This window comes from Spirosoma oryzicola, from assembly GCF_021233055.1.
Taxonomy (GTDB): domain Bacteria; phylum Bacteroidota; class Bacteroidia; order Cytophagales; family Spirosomataceae; genus Spirosoma; species Spirosoma oryzicola.
The window spans coordinates 4,381,779-4,400,774 of record NZ_CP089538.1 but is presented as its reverse complement, the minus strand read 5'-3'; the positions used below and the strand labels follow the sequence as shown (position 1 = coordinate 4,400,774).

The window sequence follows — 18,996 nt, the reverse complement described above, 5'->3', positions numbered from 1 at the left end:
ACGATACAAGTGCAACCTATTAAATTTTCATGGACAACGCAATCCGTTTGCGAGCCTTGTCTACTTCCAAAACTTTAACTTTTACTTTCTGGTACACCTTAACCACTGTTTTTGGATCGGAAACGTAGTGATTGGCCAACTGAGAAACGTGAACCAAACCATCCTGCTTGACACCGATATCGACAAAAGCTCCAAAAGCGGTGATGTTGGTCACTACACCATTTAGTACCATACCTTCGTGCAAATCCTCTACGGTCCGAATGCGGGCGTCGTACTCAAACACTGCTAATTGCTCGCGTGGGTCTCGACCAGGTTTTTCGAGTTCGGCCAGGATATCGCGTAGGGTAGGTAGACCAACCGAGTTGGTTACGTATCGTTCGGGGCTAATCTGTTTACGCAATTCAGCCTTTTGGATAAGGTCCATCACCGTGCTTTTCGCGTCAGCCGCCATTTGTTCGACTACCGCATAACGTTCTGGGTGTACGGCGCTGTTGTCAAGCGGATTCTTGGCTCCTTCAATGCGTAGAAAACCCGCGCACTGTTCAAAGGCTTTCGGGCCGAGCCGGGGGACTTTTTTGAGTTGTTCGCGGGAGGTGAACGCGCCGTTTTGCGCGCGGTAAGCAACGATGTTACCTGCTAGCTGGGGCCCGAGTCCCGATACATACCGGAGTAAGTAAGCACTGGCGGTGTTGAGGGAAACGCCAACCTGGTTGACACAACTTTCAACGACCGTATCCAGGCTATCTTTTAAATCGGTCTGGTCAACATCGTGCTGGTATTGCCCTACGCCAATTGATTTTGGATCAATCTTGACCAGTTCGGCCAGCGGGTCCATCAACCGGCGTCCGATGCTAACGGCCCCCCGAACTGTAACATCCTGATCGGGAAACTCCTCTCGGGCTACTTCGGAGGCTGAGTAAACCGAAGCCCCCTGCTCGCTAACCATAAAGATCGGTTTACCGACATTCAGGCTTTGAACAAATTCTTCCGTCTCCCGTCCGGCGGTACCGTTACCAATGGCTATGGCGTCGATTTTATGGCGCTCCAATAAACTTTGAACGGTTTTTACCGCCTGCTGTTTCTGGCTCTCTGATTGAAAAAGGTATAATACCGTATCAGCTAGCAAATTTCCCTGGGCGTCCAGATAAACGGTTTTGCAGCCCGTGCGGTAACCGGGGTCAATGGCTAGCACGCGTTGCTGACCGAGCGGAGGGCTCAGGAGAAGCTGCCGCAGATTGTCCGCGAAGATCGTGATTGCAGCGCTATCCGCCTTCTCTTTCGATAGGTTTGCGAATTCAGTTTCGAGTGATGGTTTAAGGAGTCGTTTATAGCCATCGCGGATAGCTAGAGTAAGTTGTTGCCGACAATCCAGAGCATTTGACTGATTGTACAGGAACTGCCGGTCGAGCCGTTCGATAGCAACCTCTTCGTCGGGACCGATGCTTACCGAGAGAAATCCTTCCGCTTCGCCCCGGCGAAGCGCCAGTAGTCGATGGGATGGGACACGCCGTAGCGGTTCCGCAAAATCAAAATAGTCTTTAAACTTTATACCGTCGACCTCTTTCCCTTTCTTGACAACGGAGCGGATAATCGCTTCGCGTTCAAACACGTTGCGAATACGCTGCCGGGCGTCGGCATCTTCGCTGATCCGTTCGGCAAGAATATCGCGGGCCCCTTGTAAAGCGTCACTGATGGTCGATACCGCATCGGTGAGGTAGCGTTGAGCCGCCCGTTCAAGGTTTGTTTCTCGCTGGGCAATGATCAGATTCGCTAATGGCTCGAGTCCCCGCTCAATCGCGATTGTCGCTCTGGTCTTACGTTTTTGTTTGTAGGGTAAATAAAGATCTTCAAGTTCAGTTAGCGAGTCGGCGGCTTCAAGCTTTCGGCGCAGATCATCGGTTAGTTTGCCTTGCTCGTCGATGATTTTTAGAACTGCATCCCGACGTTTATCAAGCTCTGTTATTTTTTGGTAGGTATCCTTGATTTGTCCGATTTGTAATTCGTCGAGTTGTCCCGTGGCTTCTTTTCGGTATCGGGCAATAAAAGGGACGGTAGCTCCACCAGTAAGCAGGTCAATCGTGGCGGTTACCGACTTGAGGTTCAGTCCAAGACGTACGGCTGTACGTTGTTCGGGTGATTGGGGCATTGGTAATAAAATAAATGGAAAGAAAGCGAATGGGCAATTTGGCGAAAAAACGGGTGTTGTGGTTGCTCATTCATCCACTAAGTAGGCTTGTAGGGGCAAAAAAAAACATGCCGAGTGGCATGTTTTTACTACGGGTGTCTTTATATCTTACAATTAAGCTATTTCGACGTTAACGGCGTTTAAGCCTTTCTTACCGCGCTCGACGTTGAACTTTACTTTGTCGTTTTCACGGATTTGATCGATGAGGCCAGAAGCGTGTACAAAAATGTCTTCGCCACCTTCATCGGGTCTAATGAATCCAAACCCTTTGGTTTCATTAAAGAATTTTACAGTTCCTGTTTGCATTGCTTGTTTAAAATTTAAGCGAAGGACGGCACAATAAAGATTAATTCCAAATATATATGAGGTTTTTCCCTCACAAGTGGAAAAATTTTTCGTAAAAACCGATTTATAAGTTTTTGAGCCTTAGCTATAAACCTATGATACGACAACTAATCCGATTCAAAACAGGAGTCGTATACGACCGACCGTGTTAGGCCAAATAAGGCAGATACGGCTCTAAGTGATCGGTATCTCGGAAGGCAGTGACCTGATGAAGATGGCTATTATAAGCGTCGTAGCGAAGTTCGACGTAGAAATCCCGCAGGTTATAGAGCAAGAATATATTGTCGCCTTCGTAGCGATTGGCTAGTACATCACCGGCGAAGTAAAGGGTATCAAGTTGTTGCTGAGCGGGCAGCTTAGTAAAATCAGCGGGTTGCATAACATACGGGGGTTGACAAGCGAAGTACGCAAAAACCAGCCGCCTAGCCAAATGATCGTCCTTACTTTGTATGTGACAATTGAAACATAGTTGCCGCATAACTAAAATAGTGCCTTGGCTAACTAACTACAAAACAGGCAGGTTTCCGGAGGCAACGGTATAGCTGCCTCCGGAAAATTTTTCAACCAATTTTGACTTCTCGCCCTGATCGGGCTGCTGCATAAATAGCCTCAACAATCTTGATATCGCGCAGTCCTTCTTCGCCGGGGGCCAGTACCGGTTTATTGTTCATGATGGCTGCCGCGTCATCGTCCATCTGCTGCGTTTGCTGGTAGGGCACCTCGTAAGGGTGTTCAATTGTGCCACCGCTCCAAATACCTTTCTGACCGTTGTAGGCTGAATAGGGCTCTATCCGCATTTTTCCTTTTGAGCCGGTTACATCCAGAAAATTCATGTTCATGCCATAGCTGGTTTGTACCGCTGCCCGCGCCCCGCTCGGAAAAACAAGTTGAGCCATCGTCGTTTCGTCGAGTCCGTTTTTATAGACATCCGGTCGGGTGGTGTATTGCTGAGCGGTTACGGCTATCGGTTCTTCGCCGGTTGCCAGACGTGCTCCTTGTAATACGTAAACGCCCATGTCGTACATCACTCCGCCACCCATTTCTTTTTTCTGCTTCCAGTGCGTAGTCCGGGCGTCGTAGTAACCAGCGGCACAGCTCACCATTAGCACTTTGCCAATTTTGCCGTCACGTAAGGTTTTTACGTATTCCTGCGTGTTGGGTTCATGGTGAAGCCGATAGCCAACAGCCAGTGACCGTTTATTTTTGGCGCAGGCATCAATCATGTTCTGGCACTCTTTAGCCGTTACAGCCATCGGTTTTTCAACCCAAACGTGTTTGCCAGCCTTAGCCGCCCGAATTACGTATTCTTCGTGCATGGATGGAGGCAAAACCACGTATACGACGTCGATATCGGGGTTATTGGCAATCTGGTCGAAGGTTTGATACGAGTAGATGTTTTTATCGGGAATATTATACTGTTTCTTCCACTTCTCAGCCTTTTCGGGTGTACCCGTCACGATTCCGGCGAGATAACAGTTCTTTGTTTTTTGCAGAGCAGGAGCCAGTAAGTCCGTACTGTAATACCCCAGGCCAACCAGGGCCACGCCGAGTTTGTCTTTGGCGGGTCGGGTAGCGGCCCACAGGGAATTTGGGGCAATTGCCGTTGTGGCAGCAGTCAGCGTTGCCGCGTGTAGAAAGCTTCTACGAGAGGTCATAGGATTGGAACAGTTATAATAACGAGTTTCAAGAGTAAACTACGACTATCGAGCTGTAAACTACAAGTTTTGCCGAACCCACCCGATAAGAGTTTTGTTGGTTTTAGGCGTTAACAACACAGAACGCCCTACTTTTGCATCATGTCTAAAAAAGTCAATATCGGTTTAGTGCAGATGAGTTGCTCGGCCGATGTCGAAGCTAACGTCCAAAAGGCGATCAAGGGTATCCGCGAGGCTGCTCAGAAAGGTGCTCAGATCGTTTGTTTACAGGAGTTATTTACATCGCTCTATTTCTGTGATGTAGAGGACCACCATAATTTCAGTTTGGCTGAAGCTATTCCGGGTCCCACGACCGACCGATTAGGGAAGTTAGCCGGTGAGCTTGGCGTTGTTATCGTTGCGTCGCTGTTCGAAAAACGGGCGCAGGGGTTGTACCACAATACCACCGCCGTTTTAGATGCAGATGGCTCGTATCTGGGTAAGTACCGGAAGATGCACATCCCCGACGATCCGGGCTATTACGAGAAGTTCTATTTCACCCCCGGCGACCTGGGTTATAAAGTATTTGATACAAAATTCGCCCGTATTGGCGTCTTGATCTGCTGGGACCAGTGGTATCCAGAAGCTGCCCGCATTACGGCGTTGATGGGGGCCGAGGTGCTGTTCTATCCAACCGCTATTGGCTGGGATACCAACGAGCCCGATCCGGCTCAGAATACCGAACAGTACAATGCTTGGCAAACCATTCAACGCAGTCACGCCATTGCCAATGGTGTTCACGTTGTAGCCGTCAACCGGGTTGGGCGTGAGGCTGATCAGCAGTTCTGGGGTGGCTCGTTCGTAGCAAATCCGTTCGGTTCATTGCTCTATTTGGCCCCGCACGATCAGGAACTCGTTCACGTGCAGGAGGTTGATCTGAGTTTGTCTGAAAGATACCGGACAACCTGGCCTTATTTCCGGGATCGGCGCATTGATTCCTACCAGCCGATTACGAGACGGTACATCGACGAATAGTCGTCTTGCTTTTGTTCGTGGTTAAGTCGCTCTGTTCTGGGTGTGCGGCTTAACTACGACTGTGTATCCTACTCCCAAATCCATCGTGAAGCCTACTATGAAAATAGCTGCCTCGTTTTTAGTAGCTAGCCTGGCTGGTCTGGGCTTTTGGTACACGCGTCCTGCCAGACCCGCCGATCCTGTTGCGGTAGTGTGGCAAGGTCCTTTACCCAATCAATCACCACTCACACCAACTCCTCGTTCGCGGTTTACGCCAAGTACGCGCAAAGGTTATTACAACATCGACGTAGTCGGCGACTTCACGATTCCTCCGACAAAGACAGTTACGTTTTGCGGAGCCGGTCGTAATCTACACGTTCAGCAGGATCGTACGAAATTATTGCGTCGGGGCTTTTCGGCTATCGAACAGACGCGGATGGTTCCTAACGTTGAAATATGGCTCGATGGTGATCCACCGAGAAACTGGAAAAGTAGCCTTCAGCAGAGCCAACGGTCGTTGATTGTTTATCAGGCTTATTTTGCGAACAGTTTCAACCTGCCCTGGGCGCAGAACAGCGAACTGGCCCGCGACGTAACGTATCGGACACCTCCGGGGGCTCGTGCCATGCGAAACACGCTATTTCAGGCATCTTCGGAACTGGCGGGTGGGTGTTACGGATTTGGTGACTGTCCGCCGGGCACGATGAAGAGTACGTTTAGTAAAATTTTTCTCGACATTGAAAATGAAGGTACCAGCAGTGGCAACCAGCAGGAGCAGGCTAATCTGTACACCTTCATGATGAAAACGCTGAAGGATAACGTTAGCCCGCAAACTGAGGTTGGCTCCATCGCGCCCGTACCGCATAACAGTTTCGGTAATTCAAAAGCAGAGCATTACATGGTCAAACCGGACTGGCTCTGGAACACACCCGCCCGTCAGACCAATACCAGTAAACAGCGCGGTATGCCCGACGACATAGTTGGCAAATCCTATGCTGATTACGCTGATTTTCAGATGCCGGGTACCTACTACCTTTATCCAGATTTTGATTATTCGGCGCAACACACGGGTGATGGCGATCGTCACTGGCTAGCATCTTTATTGGCCGAACAGGAAGTTAACCGAAAGCTATCGGCCAAGAAGCGGATTGCCTGGCATTGGGTTTTCAATACGCAGAGTGCTGATTTCCCAAAGAGTGGTAAAGCCGAACATGCTGCTCCCCCCGCTGTGGCCGAAGGGATGGCTGTCTTTTACTGGTTTACAGGTGCCTACGGAGTGCTGTTCTGGGACGATCACAAAGACTTAGTACCTGATCAGCCTTCGCCCGCCGATCCACAGCAGCAGGGACTTGGTAACGATCGGAATTATGCTTGTTATGAACATTACATGCATGGTCTTTGGCGGTTGTTCAAACACCACGGCGATCTGTTCAACGGCAAAGAAATTTATCTGAACGAGGCAACAGAGTGTTCGTACGATGGTGGTAAAACATGGATCGCTTATAACGCGAATCAGATCAAAACACGCGATTTACCTTTTGTAAGAGCCATCGTCAACGGAAATCAGATCCTAATAGCGGCTACGAAAGCGTACGCCCGACCCGAGCAAACTACTAAGGTAATGCTGCGGTACATTCAAAACGGCTATAATTTCTACACGACGCTCTCGCTCAAAGGAGACGAAATCTTTTTGGGCCGGTCTACGATGGGTCGTAGTGCCGGGAGTCGTTAAACGAATTAGGTTGTGTGGTTAGTAGTTTGGCTAAATCAGTAACTTTATTGAAGCACGAATCGGCGGCTAGTGTCCGACTGGTACGAACTATACTTTGATTAGCATGAATCTTGGCATTGAAATAGGCGGAACGAAGCTACAACTGGTTACGGATGATGCGAGTGGTCAAATTGACAAACGGTTTCGCTATACAGTTGAGCCAGTTCAAGGGGCCAAGGGTATTCTGAACCAGATCGAAGCAACACTGGCTCAGTTAACAGAGGTACCCACTGCCATCGGCGTCGGTTTTGGAGGGCCCGTCAACTGGAAGACAGGGCATATTGCTACGTCTCACCAGATTGGCGGTTGGTCGGGCATCGATCTGGCGGGTTGGTTGCGTGAACGAGTTCCGGGCGCAACTGTCCAGATCGATAACGATGCTAACGTAGCCGCCTTGGGAGAAGCACGTCGGGGGGTAGCCACTGGTTTTGACAATGTCTTTTACGTAACGCTTGGTAGTGGCGTTGGTGGAGGGTTTGTGCAACAGGAACAGATTTATCACGGAGCTGTACCGGGCGAGGCTGAACTTGGCCATTTGTGGCTGGTACCACCCGATGAGTCAGGGTCAGCCGGGCAAACGATAGAACAGACAATCTCGGGTTGGGCCGTCGATGAGCAAATTCGTAATTTATTACCACAACTGCCGGACGATTCAGTTTTAAAGAAGCTTGTTCAGGACGCGCACGCAGTTAATCAGGTAGGGGGAGAAGCCCGATTTTTACACCCGGCCTACGAGGCCAGCGATCCGGTAGCCCGTATGCTGATCGAACAGATTGGGTCAGTAGCTGCGTTGGGGTTGTCGCATATTATCCACCTGTTTCATCCAGACGCTATTGTACTGGGTGGGGGGCTATCGTTGATCGGTGAACCGCTACGGGCAGCCGTTCGTCAGGCGTTACCCCGCTTTGTTATGAAAGCGTTTCATCCGGTGCCGATTCTTTTACTGGCAAAGTTGGGCGAAGATGCAGTACCCGTTGGGGCCTTACAGTTGGCAAACGCTCTTTAAGCGTAGTTTTTTGGTTTACAGGTAGTTGTATGTAATTTGTATAAATTTATACAGCAAATGGAGACTTTTTTTTGGATTTACGTCATAACGGCCAATATCCTTGAATTTGTGTGCCTTACCTGTATTTTTGGACTTACAAATAAGTGACTACTCTGTAAGACACTTGGCAGGTGCGCTTTACTTAATCTCTATTTTTTATGTTTGCCAACAAAACTCCTTGGGTTGTCCTGCTGGTGCTCTGGATGATCGGCTCAACGTGGTGGCATGTCTGTAAAATCAAACAGTTGTGCGCTGACGATAGCCAGCCTTCTTCCGAAGTTGTCCCTGTCGATCCGTCTCTCGAAACAACGCCACCCGGAGCCGACGGCTATACAATTGCGGACGGAAATAGCTTTCGGCTTGACCTGCCCGGTAATTTCAGCTTTGCCAAATCTGGTAGCGACGCCAACATGAATACCCTGAGGGGATCGCTTGAACCATTGTTGACCTACCTGAAAACAAACCCGAATCGTACGCTCGAAATCAGTGGCTACTATTCGCCCACTGAAAGCAACACAACTACATTTGCCAACCTGGGACTTACCCGTGCCGAAGGAATGAAGCAGTATCTTATCCAGCAAGGAATTCCAGCCGCATCACTAACGACGAAAGGAATCGAGCGCAACCTTCCTTTTATCGCTGAGGGCGATTCGCTAAAGGGTGGTCTTGACTTCGCATTTGGAGAGATTGAGACAAGCAGCAGCCCTGAGCCGCTAACGGCAGCGACAACTACTACACCCGCTCCGCTTACGATGACGGCTCCTACCACAGAAACAGAACTGGCCGCTTCGGAGAAGTTTAAATCGGTTTTTGAGCCAATCGATCTGTATTTCTTACTTGGCGAAGCTAACTACATTCGTACGCCCGAAACAAAAAAGTTTTTTGACGAAGCTGTTCAGTATTTACGCGATCACAAGGATAAAAAACTCATCCTTACTGGTCATACCGACAACTCAGGTCCTGACGACGTAAATATGAACCTCTCCCGGGAACGGGCCAACGCTGTAAAAAATAAGTTACGCAAGTCCGGTATCAATTCGGATCAAATTACGGTGAAAGCGAAAGGAGAAAGTGAGCCAAAGGCCGATAACGGTACGATATCTGGTCGTAAAGCAAATCGGCGGGTATCGGTCGTGGTTGAATAAATTTAGTTTTAACCGTTTACGCTTTTGGTATCCTAACACCTGTTTGGAACAGAAGCTAAATCATAAAGTTCGGAAACCATGTTTGAGTTAAATCCGCTTAATCTCCCTGACGCTTCACTTCAACACCTGGTCATGGGAGTCGTTACGCTGGTGTTAGGTTTTATTATTGGCTATGCATCACGGCAGAACATTGTCCGTGAACTTGAAAGCCAGTTAGCTATCGTTAAGCGCAACGTTGAGGATTGTTATCGTACACCCGCTGTCGTGGTTAGTAGCGGCAATGATGAAGCCTCGGTATTAAACCGAATCAGTAGCCGTATCCACGAAATCGACTTCAGTCGTATTGGCTACGCTTCACTCACAGAGGCTGATGATCTGAAAGAAATTGTTGGTGTTGGGCCCTTTCTGGAAAAAAAGCTTCATGCAATCAGCATTTATACATTCCGTCAGATTGCAAACTTTACTGGGGAGGATATCGATCAGGTAAACGATATAATCGAGTTTTTCCCTGGCCGTATTCAACGGGACAATTGGGTCGGTCAGGCCGCTCAGTTAGCCAAAAAGTCGAATTTGTGACTTATACCTACCGTGGAAATCGCGAGAATCATTATTAATCGTAAAGATTTAACTACACCGTAAGCCTATCATGTTTGGATTAGATCCCTTAAGTCGGTCCGTAGCAGTTACTGAAATCCTGTTGCTGTTAGCGTTTATTGCTTTTGTTGGCTGGCTGTTTGGCCGCCTGGTACTCAGTGGTCGCGTTAGTTCCTTACGGGCGGCTATCGCCAAGCAAAAAGAAGAACTAGACGAATGCCGACGCGCGAAGGAAACGGGTGGGCCAGGGACGGTTGTTCGGCGTCCGGCTGAAACGCCCCCTTCGTTCGTGCATGCCGATCCGCTATTGCCCGCTCTTACGCTCGATGATACACCGGAGATATTAGTAGAGGAGAACCCAACAGACTTGTCTGGTAGCTACGCCGATGATTCGGCAACTAGTCAAGATCCGGAAGCCGCTGTATTAAGCCGCATTGCTGCCCGAGCCGACGAACTTAATTTTGACCGAATCGGGCGAGCGGCTGCTGTAGAAGCGGATGATTTAAAGGATATTGTCGGCGTCGGACCTTTTCTAGAGCGCAAACTACACAGCTTAGGCATTTACACATTCCGTCAGATTGCGAACTTCACTAAAGAGGATATTGATAAAGTAAATGAAATTGTCGAGTTCTTCCCCGGTCGCATCGAACGGGACAATTGGGTAGGACAGTCGAAACAGTTTCACGAACGGAAATACGGAGCTAGCAGCTGACAAAGCTTTCTTTAGCGAAAAGACGGGTTGTTGGCAGTTGTTCAGCAACCCGTTCGTTATTTAACCGACTTGCTTCTGACCGGTGTACTACTCAGCACCATCTTGCCGCCTAATCGATAGAAGTCACACTGATCGCGTAAGACGCATTCGTTACATTTTGGGTAATACCACGTACAGACTCGTTGACCGTGCCAGTAAAAGTGCTTGTGAAAATTGAACAGTACCGTAGCGTCCTGCGGCAAATAAGACAGCAGAATGGTGTGCGCTTTTTCTGCGCTTACTTTGGGGCCAATTAAGCCAAGCCGTTGAGTCACCCGATGAACGTGGGTGTCTACCGGCAACACGGGTTTTTTGAAATTGAAAAGTAAGACTAGCGTTGCCGTTTTAAGGCCAATTCCAGGGAGATTGGTGAGCCAGCTCATTGCATCTTCCGTGGATAGGTCAGCCAGAAAGTCAATGTTGGCCGCTCCTGTTTCCCCAATCAGCTGGGTCAGCAGGTTCTGAATGTAAGGAGCTTTGACTTCCGGGTAATTGGCTGTTTTGATGGCGTCGATCAAGTCGGCGAGCGGAGCATCGCGAACGGCTTCCCAGGTAGGGTAGCGTTCGCGCATGGTCCGGTAAGCGGTTACTTCGTTGGCATGTGTCGTGCGATGGGACAGAATCGTTCCGACCAGTTCGTGCATCGGATCAGCCCGACCATAGACAGCCTGTTCACCGTAAAGGTCGTTTAGGCGGGCGTGTGCCGACAATGTTCGGGTCCTTGAGTCAGCAGTGGGTTCCATAAATCACAAACGTTGAGCGTTCGTGGTGAACCTCGTTTTTAAGAGAAATGTTGCTAACTGCTTTAGCAGGGAGAAAACAATCGCCCTGTAAATGACCCGGTTTACTGGTAGACTTCGTACGCTTACGATGAAAGGGTACCGGCTATCAGTTGATCAGCGAGTTGAGTGAGTCCGGTTGTGGCAGGCTCTGCAATGAACGTCACGTTCGAACGTCCGTGAACGGCTGGACTGTTGGGATCTACTACGTAGACAGGAACCCCTTTTCGAACTGCGTACACGAGACCGGCAGCGGGATAAACATTCAGGGACGTACCAACAACGATAAAAATGTCGGCCTGTTCGGTTATGTCCTGAGCAACATCCATCATCGGCACTGCTTCACCGAACCAAACAATGTGTGGACGCAATTGCGAACCTTTTTCGCAGAGATCTCCCAACTTAAGCTCCCAACCGTCAATATCGTAAACTAGGTTTGGGTATTTGGTGCTTCGCGATTTGAACAACTCGCCGTGTAAGTGAATCACCTTTGAGGATCCAGCCCTTTCGTGGAGGTTGTCGACGTTCTGCGTAATGATGGTTACGTCGAAAAAATCTTCCAGCTTTACTAACGCAACATGACCCGCGTTTGGCTCGACGCTTAGTGCTTTTTTTCGACGCTGGTTGTAAAAATCCTGTACCAGATCGGGGTTACGTTGCCAGGCTTCGGGAGTTGCTACGTCCTCAATCCGGTGGTTTTCCCAAAGCCCGTCCGACGCACGAAAGGTGGGAATACCGCTCTCTGCGCTGATGCCTGCACCCGATAAAACAACTATTTTCTGACGTGATTCCATATTTCTACTAGTCGATCTGTGAAGCTTCAGCGTAACTAAAGGCCCGTTTGATTTGGTCAAAATTTACGCCGAAGCTCTTTTTACTCGACGATCAAAGCCGAATTATTCAACAACGATTTCGTCGGTAGCAAAATAGGTTTTTTCGCCTGCGTTAGGATGGTCGTTCGGGCATACCCCCGCATTCTTCGCCCGAATCCGAACGTAGCGCGCGCGGGCAGTTTTGAAGTCAGCCACGACCGGTAAAATGTCCCAGGGGCCAGTCAGTTCATACTTAACAGGTTGATCGATCGCTTCTTTATAATCCTGACCGTCGCGGGAAATGGCAATGGATACCGACGTTGGGGGGAAACTTTTGTCTAGAATTACTTTCAGGAAGTTAAGCGATACTTTAGTTACGCTCGTTACGTCGCCCAGATCGACCGTTACATCCATATCACCGAAGAAGTTGACCCACTGCCGCCGGTCACGCGGGGTTTCTCCCCGTACACCATCTGTCAGCTTCGTGCTGTTTGGATCGCTTTTATTGCCGGTTGGGGTAGCAAACGTGTATGACTTGTTTTTACCTTTGTGCAGTGTAAACGTCTGTGTCAACTGGCCGCCCGTAGGAGTCATCGCCCGAAGAGTGGTTGTCTTGGTCAACGTAATCGGGCCAATATACTGGTTGCTGCGCTCGTTAGGTTCTTTGCCGTTAGTCGTGTAAAAAATCTGACTGTCGCTGTCGAGTTTACTCAGTTTCACCTGTAGTTGCCCCTGCTCGTTGGGTTGCGTGGTGGCGGTAATGTCGAACAAACGTTTGGCGTAATTGACCGGAATCGGGTTCAAATGCGGCAAGTGGTTCTTGAGCCGTTGGGCGAAGTCTTCAAAATTACGCGGTCCCTTCGGCATCCAGGCGATTTCAGCCAGCGCAATAGCTCGTGGAAATACCATGTACTCAACATCTTCGGACGTAGGCATGTACTCCGTCCACACATTTCCCTGCACACCCAGCACATAATTTTGTTCAGCGGGGGAGAGTTCAGCGGGCGTCGGCTCGTAGCCGTATACCTGATCGAGCGGAAGGTAGCCGCCGATAGCGAGTGGTTCAGTAGCTGGATTGCCCTGATAGTGGTCGAGATAGCACGTTTCGCCTGGTGTCATAATAACCGCGTGTTTCTGCTTGGCAGCCGCAATACCGCCCGCTGTACCGCGCCAGCTCATCACCGTCGCATTAGGAGCCAGGCCGCCTTCGAGAATTTCATCCCAGCCGATGATGGCCCGCCCTTTACTATTGACAAATTTCTCGATACGCCGGATAAAGTAGCTTTGCAGTTCATGCTCGTCTTTGAGGTTATTTTTCTTCATCAACTCCTGACAGAACGCGCTATTTTTCCAGGCCGTTTTAGGACATTCGTCCCCTCCAATGTGAATGTATTTACCGGGAAAAAGGGTCATTACTTCGGTTAGTACATCCTGTAAAAAGCCGAACGTTTTGTCTGACGGGCAAAAAACGTCATCGAAAACGCCCCATTTTGTGGCTACCTGATAGGCTTTCGTAGGTTCACAACCGAGTTCGGGGTAGGCCGCTAACGCTGCCAGCGCGTGACCTGGCATTTCAATTTCGGGAACGATCGTTACAAACCGGCTTTGCGCATAGCGTACGACATCCCGAATTTCGGCCTGCGTATAAAACCCACCGTGTGGCTTCCCATCGTATTGCTGCGGGTAGTTCTGGCTGTACTGGCCAATGAGCGTTTCGGCGCGTTTACTACCGATCTGCGTCAACTTCGGGTATTTTTTAATCTCGATGCGCCAGCCCTGATCGTCCGTCAGGTGCCAGTGAAACGTATTCTGTTTGTGCATCGCCATCAGGTCAATGTACTTCTTGACGAAGGCTACTGGCATGAAGTGCCGTGATGCATCCAAATGCAATCCTCGGTAACCATAGCGGGGTTTGTCGGTAATAGCACAGGCTGGCATCGTCAGGGGAGCCGACTGGCTAAGTGGCAGCAGTTGACGCATCGTTTGGGCCGCATAAAACAACCCCTTTGGTGTAGACGCTTCGGCCGTTACTCGACCCGAGGTGATGGTTAGTTTATAGCCTTCGTCACCGAGCGCTAGTTTTTTGTTGATTGCTAATGAAATGTTAGCCCCTTTCGCCAGAGCGGTACTGGTCGGTGCAACGGCCAGCGATAAACCGTTCGCGGCTTTAACCTGACTAGCAAAGGTTTGCGCTACAGCGCGAACGGTGGCATCGGTAGCGGGTGAAACCAGTATCCGGGTGCTGGCGGTAAGCGTAAACTGACCATCCTGCCCGACAAATCGCGCTGGAAAAGGGATCAGATTGTATTGGTTGTTGGTTTGGGCAAACGCGGAGAAGGAAAAAAGCAGACAAAAAAGCAGGTATTTCATTCGTGACGGGTAGTTCAGACGGCAAAATAGCGATGATTTTAGAAAGGCCGTAAAACAAATGACCTTCCGGTCGGGGAAGGTCAGGGCTGTAAAGCCGAATCAAACGCACAATTAGTTTGCCGGGAAAGCGTACTCTAGGCGATTGAATCCCGCACGGGTTCGTAGTGTAGGGCGACAATACCGCAGCTGAACGACTGGCTTTTAATTAAGTTCAACGATAGCCTGTCAGTTAATTTCTTAAATATTGTCATCCCGCTGCCTAAAGCCGTCGGATTGATAAACAGGTGATACTCATCGATTAAGCCACGCTGGATGAAGGAAGATGCTAGTTCGGCGCCACCATACAGGATCAAATCTTTACCCGGTAACTGTTTTAACTGGTTCACCTCTTCCGTAATGTCGCCATTTGCCAGCGTTACGTTCGTCCATTCAGCGGTGTCCAGTGTTTTGGAGAAAACGACTTTGGGTAAATCGTTCATCTTATGTGTGCCAGCGTCAGCGGTTTCAGGGTTTTGGGCTCTCGATGCCCAGGCGGGAATAAAACCCTGGGCCAGATTTCGACCAAGTAAGATGCAGTCTACTGATTCGGTCAGGTCCGTTACATACTGATTAAGCGTGTCGTCCCAGTTCCATACCAGCCAGTCCATTTCTCCGTTCGGACCAGCGACAAACCCATCCAAGGATAGCTGCATTTGTAACTTTACTTTTCTCATGTGATGTACGTGAAATATTGATTCTAAAGTGAATTAAAAGCTCCTCAAGTGAAGCACTGAACAGGAAATATCCCGCATCAATGTTCCAGACGTTCTTTACTGATAAATCAGGAGTAAGAAGTCGATTTTTTTGAAAAAACTTTGATAATGACTCAGCGGTAATTGTGTGATTCGTTTCGTGAATAACAAGGATTTAATCGTTAATTTTATAAGACAAATGTAGACGAAAATACTTCGGGTGTCCGGGGTGATTTCCGGCAATAGCAGGGTTGATTCCGACAGGGTTTTCTTATTTTTGGTATATGAAACACGTATCGATACTTGTTCCGGGTGGGCACACCAGCTTAACCAATATTGAAGGTACTTACCAAATTCTGGCCGAAGTAAATGAGACACAGAAGGCCATGGGGAAAGCACCTTTATTTACTATTCAACTGGTTGGGCTGTCCCGTGAAGCAAGGCAGCGAAACGGCTTGTTTACAATTGCTCCTGACCTGCTTATTGAAGAAGTAAAAAGGACGGATCTTATTATCATCCCGGCTCTTTTCGGCGACCAGACCAGCGCCCTGACCCGTAATCAAGCGCTGATTCCTTGGATTGTAAAACAGTACAAAGCAGGGGCAGAAGTTGCCAGTTTTTGCATTGGGGCCTTTTTTCTGGCGGCTACCGGCTTGCTGAACGGCAAGCAGTGTGCGACGCACTGGCGACTCGCGAACGAGTTCAGAGCGATGTTCCCAGAGGTAAATCTGGTCGATGATAAGATCATGACCGAGGAGGATGGTATTTATACCAGTGGTGGTGCTTACTCGTACCTGAACCTGCTCGTTTACCTGATTGAGAAACACGCTGGTCGTGATGTAGCTATTCTAATTGCTAAGGCTTTTATGATCGACATCGACCGAAACAGTCAATCTCCGTTCATTATATTTCAAGGGCAGAAAGCGCATGAAGACGAATCCGTAAAAAAAGCGCAGGAGTATATAGAAACTAATTTTCAGGATCGAATAACCGTCGATCAATTAGCTGATTTGCTGGCTTTAGGACGCCGGAGTCTGGAACGTCGTTTTAAAAGTGCTACTGCTAATACCGTTGTCGAATACATCCAGCGAGTTAAGATAGAAGCCGCCAAGAAAGACTTAGAAATAAGCCGGAAAAATGTTAATGAAGTAATGTTTGATGTCGGTTATTCCGATTCAAAATCATTCAGGACAGTATTCAAAAAAATCACGGGTTTGTCGCCTATCGAGTATAGAAATAAATATAATAAAGAAGCTTTATTTTCTGATAATTAAAGCGGACGTATAATAGGAATAATCAACTGCTTTTGTGAATTTTTGCAGGCTCGTAACGTGTGGGTAGCTAAGCAGTATAATGTAAAAAAACGGACATTATACTGCTTACAATCGGTCAATCTACGCATTCACCGCTTCTTCCCACCGAATCGTTACTGCTTGTTCGAGATCGGGGTGGAGGCTAATGGCGACGGGGCACGTATGGGCGATTTTTTCTAGATTAGCACGAGTAGCCTCGTCCGGCAAAACCTCAGCCCGGAGGGTCAAATCAATTTCGATCCGAGCGACACGCCGTGGTGGCTGGCTACTCATGATCTTCGTCACTTCAAGCTCGCTGCCTTTCAGTTCGATACCGTCCCGCCGGGCGAAGATGGCCATCGTTGTAATAATGCAGGTGCCAAGGGCGTTGGCAATCAAATCAGTCGGCGAAAACGCTTCGCCCCGTCCCTGGTTGTCGGTAGGTGCATCGGTATTGATATGAGTGCCCGATTGCAGGTGGGTACAGTCGGTGCGCAGATCGCCCAGGTAGTCAATGTGAATTGTAGCCATGAAGTAATAATTAAGTTTGTAAGCCAGTAAATCAATAAAAGGGGCCGCAACGCATCCGCTTTATCTACTGACTAATTTGCCTAAACATAAAAAATATCAGCTGGTTACGCTAATGTGCCGAATGATTTTAGCGGGATTTAATGTATATTATGTAGTTTTAATCAAGAATTATACAAAATGCGAACGATATACAAATTGACGGCAATCGCTTTAACAAGTTGGTTGTTGATTGGCGGCAAGGCATGGGCACAAAATACGGACTCGGAGGACGAAACGTATCGAGTCATTACGACCTATGGCATTACGTCCAATACGAACTCTGGTATTTTGGGCGGCTTATCATTCCGACAGTCTAAGCTGCTGTCGGGCGACTTTTTTGGCCTGCCGCAGTACCGTTATCTGAGCATTGAACTCGTTAACGTCAAACACCCAAAGGAGCTTCAGACGACCAGCAATTTTGCCAGTTCGCGCTACATTTATGGTAAAGAGAACTACCTCTTTGCCTTGCGGGGGCAGTACGGACGTGAGATCAAACTGTTCGACCGCAGTGGCGATGACGGCATTGCCGTAAGCGGTATCTTCGCTGCCGGTCCGACAATCGGTATCATCAAGCCTTACTACGTTAAAATTCAGGAAGGCAACCAGACCCGTTCGGTTGCTTTCAGTTCGTTGAACCAGGGTGCAGGAAGTCCACAGGGCGCACCCATTGGATCGGGTGGATTTTTTCAGGGGCTTGGCGAATCGAAGCTGACGGTTGGTCTGAACGTAAAAGCTGCCATGAGCTTTGAGTTAAGTACCTTTCGCAACAACACTACGGGCGTTGAAATTGGCTTTCTGGCAGAAGTCTTTCCGAACAAAGTCATTATTATCCCGAATCCAGGACCCAACGGCAGCCGTGAAGATGGGAATCGGAATTTCTTTACTTCGGGCTACATAACGCTGTTTTTCGGCAATAAAAAATAAGAGATTCGTAGAGAAAGCCGTAGTGAAGCAGAGGGATGATGTTCTTGTTCAGCAAGCCATTTCCTCACTGCTTAACTACGGCTTTCTCCATTTTTTTGCTGAACTTTAAGGCGGAAAAACGAATTCTGTTGGAAAGGATTGAGGAGCCATGATTGAACTACCAGTAATACCCTCCGAGCAACAACGGAAAAAACGCCCTGACTGGCTGCGTGTGAAATTGCCGATCGGGCCAGAATACGCCAAAGTGCGTAAGCTAGTAGACGAGCATAAGCTCCACACGATTTGCGAGAGCGGCAACTGCCCGAATATGGGTGAGTGCTGGGGCGCAGGTACGGCTACGTTCATGATTCTGGGTAACGTCTGTACCCGCAGCTGTACGTTCTGCGCGGTAGCTACGGGACGGCCTAACGAATATGATACCGATGAGCCTCGTCGCGTGGCAGAAGCCATTGTGCTCATGAAAGTGAAGCACGCTGTCATTACGTCGGTGAATCGCGACGAACTGAAAGACCGGGGTGCTGAGATATGGTACCAGACCGTACGACTTATCAAAGAATCGTCGCCTACAACGACGATCGAAACATTGATTCCTGACACAAAAGGCAACTGGGAATCGCTTGAGCGGATGATTTCAGCGGGGCAGGAAGTGGTTTCTCACAACATGGAAACCGTTGAACGGCTCTACCGTCGTGTTCGGCCGCAGGCCCGCTACGAACGTAGTCTGGAGCAGATCCGGCGTACGAAAGAATACGGTCAGCGTACCAAATCGGGGATTATGCTTGGCTTGGGCGAAACGCACGATGAAGTCTTTAAAGCGATGGACGATTTAGCGGCTAATGGCCTGGATGTTCTCACGCTGGGTCAGTACTTGCAGCCGACCAAAATGCACCACGAAGTAATCGAATGGATTCATCCCGAAACGTTTGCTATGTACAAGGAAGAAGGCTTGATGCGGGGACTCAAATACGTTGAATCAGGACCACTTGTTCGCTCAAGTTACCACGCCGAAAAACACGTGAACGTATAAAGTTTGT

18 protein-coding genes are annotated in these 18,996 nt (G+C 48.9%); 9 read left to right on the top strand and 9 right to left on the bottom strand.

Annotated features, from left to right (window positions below; genetic code table 11):
* Nucleotides 1-19 precede the first annotated feature (19 nt).
* The 4 genes from LQ777_RS18680 to LQ777_RS18665 form a co-directional block, all read right to left on the bottom strand.
* Complete coding sequence (locus LQ777_RS18680) at nucleotides 20-2,146, bottom strand: Tex family protein (protein ID WP_232559457.1); 2,127 nt, start codon at nucleotides 2,144-2,146, stop codon at nucleotides 20-22.
* A 153-nt stretch (nucleotides 2,147-2,299) separates the two neighbouring features.
* A complete protein-coding gene (locus LQ777_RS18675; RefSeq protein WP_232559456.1) occupies nucleotides 2,300-2,491 on the bottom strand; it encodes a cold-shock protein in 192 nt (63 codons plus the stop codon).
* 187 nt (nucleotides 2,492-2,678) lie between these two features.
* Nucleotides 2,679-2,909, bottom strand: a complete 231-nt coding sequence (locus LQ777_RS18670; RefSeq protein ID WP_232559455.1) for a hypothetical protein — start codon at nucleotides 2,907-2,909, stop codon at nucleotides 2,679-2,681.
* A gap of 181 nt (nucleotides 2,910-3,090) precedes the next feature.
* The gene (locus tag LQ777_RS18665; protein ID WP_232559454.1) at nucleotides 3,091-4,185 is read right to left on the bottom strand and encodes a Gfo/Idh/MocA family protein; all 1,095 of its coding nucleotides are present in this window, start codon (nucleotides 4,183-4,185) and stop codon (nucleotides 3,091-3,093) included.
* A 141-nt stretch (nucleotides 4,186-4,326) separates the two neighbouring features.
* Here LQ777_RS18665 and LQ777_RS18660 point away from each other — a divergent pair, with 141 nt between their 5' ends.
* The 6 genes from LQ777_RS18660 (at nucleotide 4,327) to LQ777_RS18635 (ending at nucleotide 10,445) form a co-directional block, all read left to right on the top strand.
* A complete protein-coding gene (locus LQ777_RS18660; RefSeq protein WP_232559453.1) occupies nucleotides 4,327-5,199 on the top strand; it encodes a carbon-nitrogen hydrolase in 873 nt (290 codons plus the stop codon).
* Nucleotides 5,200-5,296: 97 nt separating this feature from the next.
* Nucleotides 5,297-6,910: a hypothetical protein gene (locus tag LQ777_RS18655; RefSeq protein ID WP_232559452.1), complete on the top strand. Its 1,614-nt coding sequence runs from the start codon at nucleotides 5,297-5,299 to the stop codon at nucleotides 6,908-6,910.
* 103 nt (nucleotides 6,911-7,013) lie between these two features.
* Entirely contained in the window at nucleotides 7,014-7,955 is a 942-nt protein-coding gene (locus LQ777_RS18650) for an ROK family protein (RefSeq protein WP_232559451.1), read from the top strand.
* A gap of 197 nt (nucleotides 7,956-8,152) precedes the next feature.
* Nucleotides 8,153-9,139 carry an OmpA family protein gene (locus tag LQ777_RS18645; RefSeq protein ID WP_232559450.1) on the top strand — a complete coding sequence of 329 codons (987 nt, stop codon included), beginning with the start codon at nucleotides 8,153-8,155 and terminating at the stop codon, nucleotides 9,137-9,139.
* 78 nt (nucleotides 9,140-9,217) lie between these two features.
* Nucleotides 9,218-9,715, top strand: a complete 498-nt coding sequence (locus LQ777_RS18640) for a hypothetical protein (protein WP_232559449.1) — start codon at nucleotides 9,218-9,220, stop codon at nucleotides 9,713-9,715.
* A gap of 70 nt (nucleotides 9,716-9,785) precedes the next feature.
* On the top strand, nucleotides 9,786-10,445 hold the full coding sequence (locus LQ777_RS18635; RefSeq protein WP_232559448.1) for a hypothetical protein: 660 nt from the start codon (nucleotides 9,786-9,788) through the stop codon (nucleotides 10,443-10,445).
* 56 nt (nucleotides 10,446-10,501) lie between these two features.
* Here the strand turns inward: LQ777_RS18635 and LQ777_RS18630 are convergent, their stop codons facing one another.
* The 4 genes from LQ777_RS18630 to LQ777_RS18615 form a co-directional block, all read right to left on the bottom strand.
* Entirely contained in the window at nucleotides 10,502-11,227 is a 726-nt protein-coding gene (locus LQ777_RS18630; protein WP_232559447.1) for an endonuclease III domain-containing protein, read from the bottom strand.
* 122 nt (nucleotides 11,228-11,349) lie between these two features.
* A complete protein-coding gene (locus LQ777_RS18625; RefSeq protein WP_232559446.1) occupies nucleotides 11,350-12,057 on the bottom strand; it encodes an SIR2 family NAD-dependent protein deacylase in 708 nt (235 codons plus the stop codon).
* Between the two features lie 102 nt (nucleotides 12,058-12,159).
* Nucleotides 12,160-14,445 carry a glycoside hydrolase family 20 protein gene (locus LQ777_RS18620; protein WP_232559445.1) on the bottom strand — a complete coding sequence of 762 codons (2,286 nt, stop codon included), beginning with the start codon at nucleotides 14,443-14,445 and terminating at the stop codon, nucleotides 12,160-12,162.
* Between the two features lie 134 nt (nucleotides 14,446-14,579).
* Entirely contained in the window at nucleotides 14,580-15,158 is a 579-nt protein-coding gene (locus LQ777_RS18615; RefSeq protein ID WP_232559444.1) for a dihydrofolate reductase family protein, read from the bottom strand.
* A 302-nt stretch (nucleotides 15,159-15,460) separates the two neighbouring features.
* Here LQ777_RS18615 and LQ777_RS18610 point away from each other — a divergent pair, with 302 nt between their 5' ends.
* The gene (locus LQ777_RS18610; RefSeq protein WP_232559443.1) at nucleotides 15,461-16,450 is read left to right on the top strand and encodes a GlxA family transcriptional regulator; all 990 of its coding nucleotides are present in this window, start codon (nucleotides 15,461-15,463) and stop codon (nucleotides 16,448-16,450) included.
* Between the two features lie 120 nt (nucleotides 16,451-16,570).
* Here LQ777_RS18610 and LQ777_RS18605 read toward each other — a convergent pair whose 3' ends face one another.
* A complete protein-coding gene (locus tag LQ777_RS18605; RefSeq protein ID WP_232559442.1) occupies nucleotides 16,571-16,999 on the bottom strand; it encodes an OsmC family protein in 429 nt (142 codons plus the stop codon).
* Between the two features lie 177 nt (nucleotides 17,000-17,176).
* Here LQ777_RS18605 and LQ777_RS18600 point away from each other — a divergent pair, with 177 nt between their 5' ends.
* Together LQ777_RS18600 and lipA are read left to right on the top strand one after the other, a co-directional pair.
* The gene (locus LQ777_RS18600) at nucleotides 17,177-17,962 is read left to right on the top strand and encodes a hypothetical protein (protein ID WP_232559441.1); all 786 of its coding nucleotides are present in this window, start codon (nucleotides 17,177-17,179) and stop codon (nucleotides 17,960-17,962) included.
* Nucleotides 17,963-18,110: 148 nt separating this feature from the next.
* Entirely contained in the window at nucleotides 18,111-18,989 is an 879-nt protein-coding gene (gene lipA / locus LQ777_RS18595; protein ID WP_232559440.1) for a lipoyl synthase, read from the top strand.
* The last annotated feature ends 7 nt before the right edge of the window (nucleotides 18,990-18,996 follow it).

Excerpts from the sequence above, each read along its gene's own strand:
- LQ777_RS18630 (WP_232559447.1), bottom strand. The coding sequence starts at position 11,227 with ATGGAACCCACTGCTGACTCAAGGACCCGAACATTGTCGGCACACGCC.
- LQ777_RS18605 (WP_232559442.1), bottom strand. The coding sequence starts at position 16,999 with ATGGCTACAATTCACATTGACTACCTGGGCGATCTGCGCACCGACTGT.
- LQ777_RS18645 (WP_232559450.1), top strand. The coding sequence starts at position 8,153 with ATGTTTGCCAACAAAACTCCTTGGGTTGTCCTGCTGGTGCTCTGGATG.
- LQ777_RS18640 (WP_232559449.1), top strand. The coding sequence starts at position 9,218 with ATGTTTGAGTTAAATCCGCTTAATCTCCCTGACGCTTCACTTCAACAC.
- LQ777_RS18600 (WP_232559441.1), top strand. The coding sequence starts at position 17,177 with ATGCGAACGATATACAAATTGACGGCAATCGCTTTAACAAGTTGGTTG.
- LQ777_RS18665 (WP_232559454.1), bottom strand. The coding sequence starts at position 4,185 with ATGACCTCTCGTAGAAGCTTTCTACACGCGGCAACGCTGACTGCTGCC.
- LQ777_RS18610 (WP_232559443.1), top strand. The coding sequence starts at position 15,461 with ATGAAACACGTATCGATACTTGTTCCGGGTGGGCACACCAGCTTAACC.
- LQ777_RS18670 (WP_232559455.1), bottom strand. The coding sequence starts at position 2,909 with ATGCAACCCGCTGATTTTACTAAGCTGCCCGCTCAGCAACAACTTGAT.
- LQ777_RS18615 (WP_232559444.1), bottom strand. The coding sequence starts at position 15,158 with ATGAGAAAAGTAAAGTTACAAATGCAGCTATCCTTGGATGGGTTTGTC.
- LQ777_RS18680 (WP_232559457.1), bottom strand. The coding sequence starts at position 2,146 with ATGCCCCAATCACCCGAACAACGTACAGCCGTACGTCTTGGACTGAAC.
- LQ777_RS18635 (WP_232559448.1), top strand. The coding sequence starts at position 9,786 with ATGTTTGGATTAGATCCCTTAAGTCGGTCCGTAGCAGTTACTGAAATC.
- lipA (WP_232559440.1), top strand. The coding sequence starts at position 18,111 with ATGATTGAACTACCAGTAATACCCTCCGAGCAACAACGGAAAAAACGC.
- LQ777_RS18625 (WP_232559446.1), bottom strand. The coding sequence starts at position 12,057 with ATGGAATCACGTCAGAAAATAGTTGTTTTATCGGGTGCAGGCATCAGC.
- LQ777_RS18655 (WP_232559452.1), top strand. The coding sequence starts at position 5,297 with ATGAAAATAGCTGCCTCGTTTTTAGTAGCTAGCCTGGCTGGTCTGGGC.
- LQ777_RS18675 (WP_232559456.1), bottom strand. The coding sequence starts at position 2,491 with ATGCAAACAGGAACTGTAAAATTCTTTAATGAAACCAAAGGGTTTGGA.
- LQ777_RS18620 (WP_232559445.1), bottom strand. The coding sequence starts at position 14,445 with ATGAAATACCTGCTTTTTTGTCTGCTTTTTTCCTTCTCCGCGTTTGCC.
- LQ777_RS18650 (WP_232559451.1), top strand. The coding sequence starts at position 7,014 with ATGAATCTTGGCATTGAAATAGGCGGAACGAAGCTACAACTGGTTACG.
- LQ777_RS18660 (WP_232559453.1), top strand. The coding sequence starts at position 4,327 with ATGTCTAAAAAAGTCAATATCGGTTTAGTGCAGATGAGTTGCTCGGCC.